This is a genomic window from Streptomyces pactum (assembly GCF_002005225.1).
GTDB classification, from domain to species: domain Bacteria; phylum Actinomycetota; class Actinomycetes; order Streptomycetales; family Streptomycetaceae; genus Streptomyces; species Streptomyces pactum_A.
Genome location: NZ_CP019724.1, coordinates 7,812,203 through 7,825,308, shown reverse-complemented (window position 1 = coordinate 7,825,308; position 13,106 = coordinate 7,812,203). Strand labels below are relative to the sequence as shown.

At 73.0% G+C, this 13,106-nt stretch carries 11 protein-coding genes; 9 read left to right on the top strand and 2 right to left on the bottom strand.

Features of this window, described 5'->3' with window-relative positions; all coding sequences use genetic code 11:
• The first annotated feature begins 79 nt into the window (after positions 1-79).
• From B1H29_RS34260 to B1H29_RS34250, 3 genes are all read left to right on the top strand, one after another.
• Complete coding sequence (locus tag B1H29_RS34260; RefSeq protein ID WP_055420248.1) at positions 80-2,128, top strand: RICIN domain-containing protein; 2,049 nt, start codon at positions 80-82, stop codon at positions 2,126-2,128.
• A 97-nt stretch (positions 2,129-2,225) separates the two neighbouring features.
• The gene (locus tag B1H29_RS34255) at positions 2,226-2,867 is read left to right on the top strand and encodes a sugar O-acetyltransferase (protein WP_055420249.1); all 642 of its coding nucleotides are present in this window, start codon (positions 2,226-2,228) and stop codon (positions 2,865-2,867) included.
• Between the two features lie 115 nt (positions 2,868-2,982).
• On the top strand, positions 2,983-3,774 hold the full coding sequence (locus B1H29_RS34250) for an SAM-dependent methyltransferase (RefSeq protein ID WP_055420250.1): 792 nt from the start codon (positions 2,983-2,985) through the stop codon (positions 3,772-3,774).
• 17 nt (positions 3,775-3,791) lie between these two features.
• Here B1H29_RS34250 and B1H29_RS34245 read toward each other — a convergent pair whose 3' ends face one another.
• Positions 3,792-3,977: a hypothetical protein gene (locus tag B1H29_RS34245; RefSeq protein ID WP_055420251.1), complete on the bottom strand. Its 186-nt coding sequence runs from the start codon at positions 3,975-3,977 to the stop codon at positions 3,792-3,794.
• A gap of 163 nt (positions 3,978-4,140) precedes the next feature.
• On the opposite strand from B1H29_RS34245, the gene B1H29_RS34240 reads away from it, so the two are divergent.
• The 6 genes from B1H29_RS34240 to B1H29_RS34215 all read left to right on the top strand — a co-directional run bounded on the left by B1H29_RS34240 (position 4,141) and on the right by B1H29_RS34215 (position 11,890).
• On the top strand, positions 4,141-5,322 hold the full coding sequence (locus B1H29_RS34240) for a spore photoproduct lyase family protein (RefSeq protein WP_055420252.1): 1,182 nt from the start codon (positions 4,141-4,143) through the stop codon (positions 5,320-5,322).
• Positions 5,323-5,455: 133 nt separating this feature from the next.
• The gene (locus B1H29_RS34235) at positions 5,456-6,019 is read left to right on the top strand and encodes an MSMEG_1061 family FMN-dependent PPOX-type flavoprotein (RefSeq protein WP_055420253.1); all 564 of its coding nucleotides are present in this window, start codon (positions 5,456-5,458) and stop codon (positions 6,017-6,019) included.
• Between the two features lie 102 nt (positions 6,020-6,121).
• On the top strand, positions 6,122-6,982 hold the full coding sequence (locus B1H29_RS34230; RefSeq protein WP_055420254.1) for an ABC transporter ATP-binding protein: 861 nt from the start codon (positions 6,122-6,124) through the stop codon (positions 6,980-6,982).
• The gene (locus B1H29_RS34225) at positions 6,979-7,962 is read left to right on the top strand and encodes an ABC transporter substrate-binding protein (RefSeq protein ID WP_055420255.1); all 984 of its coding nucleotides are present in this window, start codon (positions 6,979-6,981) and stop codon (positions 7,960-7,962) included. The genes B1H29_RS34230 and B1H29_RS34225 overlap by 4 nt, the downstream gene beginning before the upstream one ends.
• 7 nt (positions 7,963-7,969) lie before the next feature.
• Complete coding sequence (locus B1H29_RS34220) at positions 7,970-10,039, top strand: iron ABC transporter permease (protein WP_055420256.1); 2,070 nt, start codon at positions 7,970-7,972, stop codon at positions 10,037-10,039.
• Positions 10,040-10,555: 516 nt separating this feature from the next.
• Entirely contained in the window at positions 10,556-11,890 is a 1,335-nt protein-coding gene (locus B1H29_RS34215) for a lipase family protein (protein WP_055420257.1), read from the top strand.
• Between the two features lie 175 nt (positions 11,891-12,065).
• Here B1H29_RS34215 and B1H29_RS34210 read toward each other — a convergent pair whose 3' ends face one another.
• Complete coding sequence (locus B1H29_RS34210; protein ID WP_055420884.1) at positions 12,066-13,031, bottom strand: DMT family transporter; 966 nt, start codon at positions 13,029-13,031, stop codon at positions 12,066-12,068.
• Between the last annotated feature and the right edge of the window lie 75 nt (positions 13,032-13,106).

Below are 13,106 nucleotides of genomic sequence, written 5' to 3'. Positions count from 1 at the left end.
CTCCGGGGCCGTCCCCTCCTGCCCGGACCGGGGCGGAGGGGCCACCGCAGCGACCACACCTTTCAGTTGGGAGCACACGATGGCACGCCGTATCCGCAGCAGACGCCTTTTGGGGGCCGCGGTCCTGACCGCCCTGGCCACGGGGGCCGCCCTGATCAGCGTTCCCGCCCAGGCCGAACCGGCCACGGCCGCCGCCTCCGTCACCGTGCGGCCCGACCCGTCGTACCAGCAGGAGAAGTTCGAGGGCTGGGGCACCAGCCTGGTCTGGTTCGCCAACGCCACCGGCGACTACCCGCCCGAGATCCGCGAGAAGCTGGCCCGGCTCCTGTTCGGTGACGACGGGCTGGGGCTGAACATCGCCCGCTACAACATCGGTGGCGGCAACGCACCGGACGTGCGGGACTACCTGCGCGCCGGTGGCGCGGTCGAGGGCTGGTGGAAGGCGCCCGCGGGCACCACCCGCGAGGACACCGGCTGGTGGAGCGCCGACGACCCGGCCGACTGGAACGAGGACGCCGACGCCACCCAGCGCTGGTGGGTCGAGCGCATCAAGGACGACATCGACCACTGGGAGACGTTCAGCAACTCCCCGCCCTGGTTCATGACCGTCAGCGGCTATGTCTCCGGCGGCTTCGACTCCTCCGCCGACCAGCTCAAGTCCGAGTCGGTCGACGACTTCGCGGCCTACGTGGCCGGTGCGACCAGGCGGCTGGAGAAGGCCGAGGGCATCGAGGTCGACACCGTCGACCCGTTCAACGAGCCCAACACCCCCTACTGGGGCACGCGACTGGGCGCGGACGGCGAACCCGTCGGCGGCCGGCAGGAGGGGGCCCACATGGGCCCGGAGCTCCAGCGCCAGGTCCTGCGGGCCCTGGCCCCCGCGCTGAAGAAGGCCAAGGTCAAGGCGGACATCTCGGCGATGGACGAGACCAACCCCGGCACCTTCGCGACGAACTGGAACGCCTACTCCCAGGCCGACCGCGACCTCGTCGGCCAGATGAACGTCCACACCTACGGCACCGGTCAGCGCACCACCGTCCGGGACCTGTCCAAGGCCGCGGACAAGCCGCTGTGGATGAGCGAGGTCGGTGGCGACTGGGGCGACGGCCAGGACTTCGAGGACATGCGGCCCGGCCTCGGCCTCGCCCAGCAGATCGTCGACGACCTGCGCGAGCTGGAGCCCCGCGCCTGGGTGTTCTGGCAGCCCGTCGAGGACTACGACAACATGAAGCCCGGCGGCGAGTCCGCCAAGGGCGGCAACTGGGGCAGCATCCAGATCCCGTTCGGCTGCACCGCCGAGGACACCCTCGAGACCTGCCCGATCCGGACCAACACCAAGTTCGACACCGCCCGCAACTTCACCCACTTCATCCAGCCCGGCGACCGGCTGGTCAAGACGGACGACACCTCCAGCGCCGCCGCCGTCACCCGCGACGGCAAGGGCGCCTCGCTCGTCCACGTCAACCGGACCACGGCCCCCCGCGCGGTCACCATCGACCTGTCGAAGTTCCGCGACGTGCGCCGCGGGGCCACCGTCACGCCGGTCGTGACCAGCGCCGACGGCAAACTCGAGCAGCAGGCACCGATCAGGGTGAGCGACCGCACGGCCACCTTCACCGTGCCCGCTCAGTCCGTGACCTCCTTCGCGATCAAGGGCGTCTCGGGCGTCGCGAAGGACGCCGCCGAGCTGCGCGAGGGCCACACGTACACGCTGACCGGCGTACAGAGCGGCAAGGCCGTCACCGTGGCCGGGGACGGCACGAACCTGGTCCTGGGCACCGGGGCCGGCACGAGCGCCCAGCGGTGGCGGCTGAGCGCGGTGCGCCATGACAGCGGCGTCCGCGACCGCTACGTCTTCACCCGGCCCGAGGACGGCACGCGTCTCGCCGTACGGGACGACGTCCCGGTGGCCGAGCCCGACACGGGCAGGCGCGACCGGGCCGCCGAGTGGATCGTGTCGACCACCGGTGACGGCACCTGGACCCTGATCAACGCGGCCACCGGGCGCCTGCTCGAAGTCGGGGGCCAGGCGACGCACGAGGGCGCTGCCGTCACGACCTGGCCGCCCAACTCCGGCGCCAACCAGCGCTGGACGGTGACGGACGTGTCCGCCGCGAGCACCGGCTGACATCCAGCTCGGCACACACGGCTCCGTCCGTACCGCCCCGGCCGGCCGGTGCGGTACGGACGGGGCCCCACACCCGCGATGTCCAAGGAGCCCCCGCATGACGACCGACCCGCGCGAGACCGAGGTCCGCCGCAGAATGGCTGCCCAGGAGCTCTACTCCGACGGCGCCCCGGGCCTGGAGGGGCTGGCTGAGGAGCGGCTGCGCGGCAAGGAGCTGGCGGACGCCTACAACCGGACCGGCGCGCGCGACGTGGAGGGCCGCCGGGCGATCCTGGAGGACCTGCTCGCCTCCGTCGGCACGGGGGTGTGGATCGAGCCACCACTGCACGTGGCCTACGGCAACCGTGTGCACCTGGGCGACGACGTGTACGTCAACTTCGGCCTCACGCTCGTCGACGACGTCGAGGTCTTCGTCGGGGACCGGGTGATGTTCGCCCCGCACGTGACCATCAGCACCACCGGTCACCCGGTCCATCCCGGCCTGCGCGGGGACGGTACGCAGTTCTCGGCGCCGGTGCGCGTCGAGGACGACGTGTGGATCGGGGCCGGCGCGCTGATCATGCCGGGGGTCACCATCGGCCGGGGCTCGGTGGTGGGCGCGGGCAGCGTGGTGACGGCACACGTGCCGCCCATGGTGGTCGTCGCCGGGACTCCGGCGCGGGTCGTACGGGAGATCACCGACGCCGACCGGGAATGGGCCTACCGCCCGCCCCGCACCCTGCGCCGGGGTGCCGAGTGATCCCCGGGGGCGCCCGCAACTGACGCCGCCCGCCCCGGACATGGCACGGGACGCGGAGCAGTACGATGATCGGAAACTGCGGCGCAGCGTCACCTCCCGGACCACGGAGCCTGCCATGACGACGGACCATTCCCAGCCTCCCCACATCGACACCGGCCGGGCCCATCCCGCACGTGTCTACGACTGGCTGCTGGGCGGCAAGGACAACTACCCCGTCGACGAGGCGGTGGGCGAGACCCTGCCGCCCGAGGCGCGGGACGCCGCGCGGCAGAACCGCGCGTTCATGAACCGTGCGGTGGCGTCGCTCGCCGCGCGGGGCATCGACCAGTTCCTGGACATCGGCACGGGCATCCCGACCGAGCCCAACCTCCACCAGATCGTCCAGCGGACGGTGCCGACGGCCAGGATCGTCTACGCCGACAACGACCCGATCGTCCTGCGGCACGCGGAGGCGCTGCTGGTCAGCAGCCCCGAGGGGGCCACGGACTACATCCAGGCCGACGTGCGCGAGCCGGAGGAGATCGTGCGGCACGCCCGCGAGATCCTGGACTTCGACCGGCCGATCGCGCTGTCACTGATCGCCCTGATGCACTTCGTCCCGGACGACCAGGACGCCCACGGCATCGTCCGCGGACTGGTCGAGACCCTGCCGTCGGGCAGCCACCTGGTCCTCTCGCACGCCGCGATCGACCTCTTCCCGGAGCTGGCGGAGCAGGTGATCGCCCAGTACGCCAAGGGCGGCATCCGGCTCGGCTTCCGTACCCGGGCGGAGGTGGCGCGCTTCTTCGACGGACTGGAGCTGCTGCCGCCCGGCCTGGTCACGGCCACCGAGTGGTACGGCGCGGACCAGGAGCCGCCCGCCGCGCAGGAGAGCGGCATCTACGCGGGAGTGGCACGCATCCCCTGACGGGAGGCGGGCGGGGGTCAGCGGCGGCGCCCGCGTGCCGCCCAGTTGCCGCCGATGCCGGCGACGTGCAGGGCCAGCAGCGCGAGGCCGATGAGCATGACGTTGGTCGAGGTGAAGACGTCGTTGGTCGAGACCTCCGCCGCGTTGATCAGCCAGGCGATGAGGAACAGGACCGCCGCGATGATGGCGAGCACGGTGTACATCCCTTCGGATCGGGGGCACCGGACCGGTGCCGTGTCACGCGTATGCCCCCGACGGGGCGCGTGACACGGCGCAAGGCACCGCGCGCTTCGTACAGTGGAGGGACCGGGACCGTCCGCGACGCGCCACGGCCGGTCCGTCCCGCACCCTCGCACCGGAGCACCCATGCACGACCCGCCCACGGCACCGGACGAAGGCTCCGGCACCCTGTTCGGCCTGGACGCCCTCACGCCCGGCCCGCCGGCTGCCGCACCCGCCGCCGGGCCGCTCTACAGGGACTCCGCCGCCGCCCGCCGTCTGCTGCCCGTACGGGAGATCCACGCCGAGCCGGCGGCGGCCGCCTCGCCGCGCGGCCGGCAGGTGATCTCCCGGTTCCCCGAAGCCCGTGTGATCGAGGTCGACTCCCACTGGGGTATCCCCGGCCTGCACGGCAACGAGGGCAACGTCGAGCGCTGGGTTCGGGTCAAGGGCGAGACGCTCGTCCTGGGCGAGCGCAAGACGCTGACCACCCGCCCCAACGGCCGCTCCGCGGACTGGATCGCGCCGGGCGCCTCCAACGGCTGCGCGATGGCCTGCGCCTACTGCTACGTGCCCCGCCGCAAGGGATACGCCAACCCGGTCACCGTCTTCACCAACATCGACCGGATCATCGCCCACCTCGGCCGGCACATCGCCCGGCAGGGGCCCAAGCCCGAGCCGAACCAGTGCGACCCCGAGGCCTGGGTCTACGACGTCGGCGAGAACGGCGACTGCTCGGTGGACGCCCTGATCTGCGACAACACCGCCGATCTGGTGCACGCCTTCCGGCAGTGGCCGACGGCCAAGGCGTCCTTCGCCACCAAGTTCGTCAACCCCGACCTGCTCGCCCTCGAGCCGCGCGGCCGGACCCGGATCCGCTTCTCCGTGATGCCGCCGGACGACTCCCGGCTGCTGGACGTGCGCACCTCACCGGTCGCGGAGCGCATCGCCGCGGCCGGCGACTTCCTGGACGCCGGTTACGAGGTGCACTTCAACCTCTCCCCCGTGGTGGTACGGCCGGGCTGGGAGGAGGCCTGGGCGGAGTTGCTGCGCCACCTCGACGACGTCCTGCCGGACCGGGTCAAGCGACAGGCCGCCGCCGAAGTGATCATGCTGACCCACAACCGGGAGCTGCACGAGGTCAACCTGGGCTGGCATCCGCGCGCCGAGGAGGTGCTCTGGCGGCCGGAGCTCCAGCAGGGCAAGCGCTCCGAGAACGGCGCGCTCAACGTGCGCTACCGCACCGGCGTCAAGGCCGGGGCGGTGGCGCGGCTCCGCGAGCTCGTCGCCGCCCATGCGCCCTGGCTCCGTGTCCGGTACGCCTTCTGAGGGGCGCGGCGCCGTCCGTCGTCCGCGTCGCACGGGCGCCAGGTAAGGCGTACCTAACGTCAGCTAATGTGCCGGGTACGAACACCCGTCGGAAGCACACGCTTGCGAAGCGCACACACCTGGGGAGCCCGCCTTGCCGTACACGATCGACGCGACCGGGGACCGGCCGGACGCCGTCACGGACGAGGGCTGGGTCGAGCTCGGCTCTCGCGCGGAACTGCGCGAGCTGCTGGGCGAGCCCTGGCCCATCGTCATCGACAAGGTCCACGACCGGCTCACGGACGAGGACCGGGACATCCTGGCCCGCTCCCCCTTCTGCCTGCTGGCCACCTCCGACGGCGAGGGCAACTGCGACGTCTCGCCGCGCGGTGACACCGCGGGCTTCACGCACGTCCTCGGACCCGGCACTCTCGCCCTGCCGGACCGGCCGGGAAACCGGCGGGGGGACAGCTTCCACAACATCCTCGACAATCCGCGCGCCGGGCTGCTCTACCTGATTCCCGGCGGCAAGGAGGTGCTGCGCGTCAACGGCCGGGCCCGCCTCCTCACCGACGCGCCCTTCTTCGACGCGATGTCACGGGACGGCCGGCGTCCGGACCTTGCCCTGGTGCTGGAGATCGACGAGATCTATCTGCACTGCCCGCAGTCCCTGAACCGGTCGGGTCTGTGGAAACCCCGGTCGTGGCAGTCGAGTTGAGAACACCGCCCGGCCGGGGAGAGCGGGGCGGCGGCGCCGTCGCCCGCACCGTGTGACCCCCGTCTCTACCAGCGGTTTTTAGGTTAGGCTAACCTTCGCCGTGTGAGATCTGGTGAGAACGCAGCCGGTACCCCGCGCCTGCGCGGTCATGAACTGTCGGCGACCGGTGTGACCGTGTCGTACGACGGTGTCGACGTCGTGCACGACGCGGCGGTCGGGCTCCGGCCCGGTGAAGTGACCGTCCTGGTCGGTCCGAACGGCAGCGGGAAGTCGACGCTGCTGCGGACCATCGCCCGGCTGCAACGTGCCCGCACCGCCACGCTGAGGATCGACGACGGCACCGACGGACTGGCGCTGACGTCCCGTGAGTTCTCGCGGTACGTCGCCCTGCTGACGCAGGGGCGCCCCACGCCCGGCGGGCTGACCGTGCGGGACGTCGTCGAGTTCGGCCGCTATCCGTACCGGGGCCGCTGGGGGCGGCCGGATCCGGACGGCCCGGCCGCCGTCGACCGGGCGCTGGCGCTCACCGGCGTCGACGACCTCGCCGACCGCGGCGCCGACCACCTGTCCGGCGGGCAGTTGCAGCGGGTCTGGCTCGCGAGCTGCCTCGCCCAGGAGACCGGCGTACTGCTCCTGGACGAACCGACGACGTACCTCGACCTCCGCTACCAGGTGGAACTCCTCGACCTCATCCGCGACCTGGCGGACGTCCACGGCATCGCCGTCGGTGTCGTCCTGCACGACCTCGACCAGGCGGCGGCCGTCGCCGACCGGATCACGCTCCTCGAAGCGGGCCGGATCGTCGCCGACGGCCCGCCCGAGGACGTGCTGACGCCGGAACGCCTCACCGCCGTCTACCGCATCCGGATCGACGTCGACACCGACCCCCTCACCGGCCGGCTGCGCACCCGCCCGATCGGCCGTCACCACATACGAACCGAAAGGCTCGGCACCACCTCATGAGACGCCTCCTGCTCACCGCGGCCGCCACCACCGCCGCGGCGCTCACCCTCGCCGCCTGCGGCACCACCGAGCCCGCCGCCGACAAGTCCGAGAAGAAGGCCTCCGAGGCCCTCACGCTCAAGGACGGCAAGGGCACCGAGGTGAAGCTCGACGGCCCGGCCAAGAAGGTCGTCGCCACCGAGTGGAACGTCGTCGAGAGCCTCGTCTCCCTGGGCGTCGACCCGGTCGGCGTCGCGGACGTCAAGGGCTACACGACGTGGGACACGTCCGCCCCGCTGAAGAACGAACCCAAGGACATCGGCACGCGCGGCGAGCCGAGCATGGACACGGTCGCCTCCCTCGCCCCCGACCTCATCGTCGCCACCACGGACCTGCCGCCCGCCGCCGTGAAGCAGATGCGCGAGGTCGCCCCCGTGCTGGAGGTGAAGTCCGCCGACGGCACCGACCAGATCGGGCAGATGCTCGACAACGTCGACCTCATCGCCAAGGCGACCGGCACCACGGACAAGGCGAAGACGATCCGCACCGACTTCGAGGCGAAGGTCGCCGAGGGCAAGAAGGCCCTGACCGAGGCCAAGATGGCCGGCCGGGAGATCGCATTCGCCGACGGCTACGTGACCTCCAACCAGGTCTCGATCCGCCCCTACACCGCGACCTCCCTCATCGGTGAGGTCAACGAGGCGATCGGCCTGAAGAACGCCTGGAAGATGAAGGGCGACGAGGCCTACGGCCTCGCCTCCACCGACGTCGAGGGCCTCACCGCCCTCCCGAAGGACGTCCAGTTCGCCTACATCGCCAGCGACGAGGACAAGAACAGCACCCCGTTCACCGGCGCGCTGACCAAGAACTCGGTGTGGAAGTCCCTGCCGTTCGTGAAGGCCGGCGACGTGCACCGGCTGAACGACGGCATCTGGATGTTCGGCGGTCCCCGGTCGATGGAGGCGTACATCGACTCCGTCGTCGGCGCACTGACGAAGTAGCGGGGTCATGGCCGTCACCGCAACCAAGCCCGCCGCCCGCCCGTCGACGGCACCCGCGTCCCGGCCGGGCGCGGCCGCGGTGACGGCCGGGCTCGTCCTCCTGGTCGCCGTCCTGGCCGTCGTCGACATCACCCAGGGCACCGCCGCCGTCGGACCGGCCGAGGTGTTCAAGGCCCTGACCGGGCAGGCCCGACCGGACGACGCGTCCGTCGTGATCGCGTCCCGGCTGCCCCGCATGACCGCGGGCCTCCTGGTCGGCGCCGTCCTCGGCACGGCCGGTGCCGTGCTCCAGGCGGTCAGCCGCAACGTGCTGGCCTCACCCGACACCCTGGCCGTGAACGCGGGCTCCTACCTGGCCCTCGGACTGGTCGGCGCCACCGGCGTCTCGCTCCCGATGATCGCCTCCTCCGGTGTCGCCTTCGCCGGCGGCCTGGCCGCGGCGGCCGTCGTGCTCGGTCTGTCCGGGCTCGGCACCGGCACCGTCCGGCTCGTGCTCGCCGGCACCGCGCTGATGCTGGGCCTGAACTCCATGACGGAGGGACTGCTGCTGCTCTTCCCCGAGCAGACGGACGGCCTCTACCAGTGGAACCAGGGCAGCATCGCCCAGAACGGCTTCGACGGCGTCCTGCAGATGCTGCCCATCGCCCTGATCGGGCTCGTCGGGCTGCTGCTGACGGCCCGTCGGGTGGACGCGCTCGCGCTCGGCGACGACGCCGCGCGCGGGCTGGGCGTCCCGGTCCGGGCCACCCGGGTCACGGTCGTCGTCCTGGCCGCGCTGCTGTCCGCCGCCGCGGTCACGCTCGCCGGGCCGATCGGGTTCGTCGGCCTGTGCGCGCCCGCCCTCGTCCGCCCGCTGGCCCGCCGGTTCCGCGGCTTCGCACGGTCCCGTACGGCCATGCCCGCGGCCGCGCTCACCGGCGCGGCCCTGGTCCTCGGCTCGGACGTGCTGCTGCGGACCTTCGTCGCGGACGACCTCTCGGTGGCCGTTCCCACCGGTGTCGTCACCAGCCTGGTGGGGGCCGTCTTCCTGGTCGTCATGGCGCTGCGCCTGAAGGACACGGCCGGAGCCGGCGCGCCGGACCGGCTGCGCATCCCGAGCCGGGCGGTGTTCCTGACCACGCTGGCCGTCCTGGTCGCCGTCCTGGTCGGCCTCGTCATCGCCGCCGTACTGGTCGGCGACAGCAAGCTGCTGCTCGGTGACGTCGTCAACTGGGCACAGGGCCGGGCCGGGCGGACCGTCTCCTTCGTCCTGGACACCCGGGTGCCCCGGGTGCTCGCCGCGCTCTGCGCGGGCGCGGCGCTCGCGCTCGCCGGCACGCTGGTCCAGGCGGTGACCCGTAATCCGCTCGCGGAGCCCAGCGTCCTGGGCGTCTCGGGCGGCGGCGCCCTGGGCGCCGTGGTCCTGGTGACCACCGCGCCGGTCGCCGGGACGTGGGGGATCGCCGGTGCCGCTTTCGCGGGGTCCGCCGTCACCGCGGTCCTCGTCTTCGGGCTCGCCGCCCGGGGCGGTTTCCGGCAGAACCGGCTGGTCCTCGTCGGCATCGGTGTCGCCGCCGCGACGACCGCGCTGATCAGCCTGCTGATCGTGCTCACCGACCCGTTCAACGCGACGAAGGCACTGACCTGGCTGTCGGGTTCCACCTACGGACGGACCATGCCGGACATCGTGCCGGTCGCGCTGGCCCTGGTCGTCGGCATCGGTGTCGCTCTCGCCCGGCGCACCGAGCTGGACCTGATCTCACTGGACGAGGACACGCCGCGGCTGCTCGGCCTGCCACTGGGTCCGGGGCGGCTCGGGTTCCTCGTGCTGAGCGTCGTACTCAGTTCGACGGCCGTGGCCTGCGCGGGCACCATCGGGTTCGTCGGGCTCGTGGCCCCGCACGCCGCCCGGGCGCTCGTGGGCCGGCGGCACGTACGGGTCGTGCCGGTCGCCCTCCTCCTGGGCGCCACGCTCGTGTGCACGGCCGACCTGATCGGCCGCACGGTGATCGCCCCGGCTCAGCTCGGCGCGGGGCTGATGACGGCGGTCATCGGTACGCCGTACTTCCTGTACCTGCTGGTGCGCAGTCGCCGGTAGGCGGGACGGGCAGCCGCCGGCCGGCCCGGTGGGCGAGGTCATCGGGGCCGGGCCGTGACCTCCGTTCAGGTCCGCGGTCCGCTGGTGCCAGAGCGCGAGGCGGGCGTCCGACGCCGGGTGAGCCGGGGCCCCCGGCGACCGGCACCGGTTCCGTCCGCCAGTGCGCCGCGGGCGGGGTTCCGGCGCCCCTACGCCGAAGCGGCGTCACCACCGGGGCGTGGACGCCGCCCGAACAGCGCGGCGCCGGTGCGCCGGCCGGCCGGGGCTCGTGACCCGCTGTCCGACGGAACGACGGGCCCCGCCGGCCCCCCTGTCGGTGAGCCGGGTACGTCCCGGTTCGCGGCGTCACCGTTGTTAGACAGACCGTCAAGTTACTGAACCGTAATAAGCATGGCGCTACCCGCGGTAACTCCTGGCCGGTTACGGTCCCGTCACCCCACAGGAGCAGCGCGACCACGGCCCTGACCCCACTGGACCGCGGACAACCGGTTCCGGCCCTTCCCCAGGAGGTTCGCCATGCCCCCACGCCCACGCACGCTCGCCGCGGCCGTCACGGTCGCGCTCGCCCTCGGCGCGCAGGCCGCCCCGGCCGCCGCCACCGGATCGGCGACCGGTTCCACCACGGAGGTCTCCCGCGGCGTCGAGATACCCGCGTTCTACACCCCGCCGTCCACGCTGCCCGACGCCGACGGGGCGCTGATCCGCAGCGAACCGCTGCGCCTCGCCCTGAGCCTGCCCAGCCTCGGCGGCCCCCTCCCGGGACGGGCGACCCGGCTGATGTACAAGTCCACCGACGCGAACGGCGAACCGGTCGCCGTCACCGGCGCCTACATCGAGCCGGCCGCCGAGTGGCGCGGCGACGGACCACGGCCCCTGGTCGCCGTCGCCCCCGGCACCATGGGCCAGGGCGACCAGTGCGCCGCCTCGATGGCCCTGGAACACCCGCTGCTGCTCAACGGCGAGACGGTCTCGGTGGGTTACGAGGACCTGTCGGTCTACCGGCTGCTGCTGCGCGGCGTCGCGGTCGTCGTCACCGACTACGTGGGCCTCGGCACCACCGACCGGCTGCACACCTACGTCAACCGCGTCGACGGGGCCCACGCCGTACTGGACGCCGTACGCGCCGCACGTTCCCTCGACTCGTCGTCGGTCACCCCGGAGTCCCGGGTCGGCCTGTTCGGGTACAGCCAGGGCGGCGGGGCGACGGCCGCCGCGGCCGAACTCCAGCCCTCCTACGCCCCGGACGTCGAGCTGGCGGGCACCTACGCGGGCGCTCCGCCCGCCGACCTGACCGAGGTCACCGAGGCCATCGACGGCGGCGACCTCGCCGGGGCGCTGGGCTGGTCGCTCAACGGCTTCCTGCAGACCGAGCCGGCCCTGCGGCCCATCGCCGACCGGTACGTCAACACGGCGGGCGAGGAGGCGCTGAAGGACCTGTCGACCATGTGCGTGGGCGACGCGCTCTTCGCGTACGGAGGCGACAGCAGCACCGACTGGACGGAGACCGGGCAGTCGCTCAGCGACATCATCCGGGCCGAGCCCGCGCTGCAGGCCTTCCTGGCCGAGCAGCGGATCGGCTCGCTGAAGCCGGACAGCCCGGTCCGCGTCGCCACGGGCGTCAGCGACGACCTGGTCCCCCACGAGCAGTCCCGGCGACTGGCCGTCGACTGGTGCCGCAAGGGAGCGAAGGTCACCTACGACCCGGTCCTGCTGCCGGGGGTCGGCAGCGGCCTGCTCAACCACTTCGCCCCGCTGCTCGCCGATCAGGGCAAGGCCATCACCTGGCTCACCGACCGGCTCTCCGGCAAGCCGGCCGGCTCCAACTGCCGCAGCATGCCCGTACAGCCCTGAGCCGTACCGGCCACAGGCGCCGGGCCCCCGGCGGTCGTCCGCCGGGGGCCCGCGTGTCACCCACCCGAACAGCCCGATCCGCGTGTACCGGCCGACCGCCGTGCGCCACACCGCCGTGGGCATCGGCTCCGCCGGCGGCGGCATCACACCGCTGCCCACCGAGGCTCGGTGGGCGTCACCGGCCACGACTCGCCGCCCGCCCGCCACCTGACGACGGCCCGAGCGGGGTACGCCGACGCGTCCCCGGGACACGGCCCCGGCGCGCGAACCGCAGCGACGCGGCGCCCGACCCCACGGCGACCCCGGCACAGACCAGGGCGCTGCCCGCGGCCTGCGCGGCACCGTAGGAGCCGGTGCCGACGAGCGGTGCGGTACAGGCGGCGGCGACGGGGATCAGGCCGGAGAACAGGGTGGCGCGCTCGGCCCCGATCCGCTGCATCCCCATGTACCAGCACACGAATCCGACGACCGTGACCACCACCGCCTGCCACAGCAGCGCGCCGGTCTCGACCGCGTCCGGCCGCGGCAGCCACCCGGCGCCGTCGGCCACCGCACCGGCCACCGCCGACTCGGCCGCCGCGATGCCGCACACCACCGTCGACAGCAGCCGGGGGCCGAGCGGGCGCAGCACGGGCACGGCGAGGACGGCGAAACCGACCTCGCCGACCAGGGCGCACACGGAGAAGGCGATGCCCGCGCCGTCCGTGCGCCCCCAGCCCTGGACCGTGAAGGCCCCCACGGCCACGAACAACGCCCCGTACAGCACGGTGCGCTGTGGCGGGCGTCCGTCCAGGAGGGGGACGACGACGGCCACCACCACGGGCGCGCAGCCCACGAAGACGCCGGGGACCGCCGGTTCCGCCGTGCGTTCCGCGGCGAGGACGGCCAGGTTGAAGCCGACCATGCCGACCGCGGCGAGCAGCGACAGCCGCAGCCAGCGACCGGGCCCGAGCGCGCGCAGCCGAGCCGCGGCACCGGGGCCGGCCAGCGGGACGAGCAGCAGGAAGGCCAGGCCGTAACGCAGGAACTGGCCGCCCGCGTAGGGGTAGTCACCGAGCAGGCTGTTGGCGGTGAAGGACCCTCCGACGAGGACACAGGCGAGCGCGGCGAGCAGGGCTCCGCGCGTGGTGGTGGCGTTCATGGCCACGACGCTAGAAAGCACGGCGGCCTGTCACAGGGTCCACTTGACGGGCGTCATCGGGGACCAATCGACGAC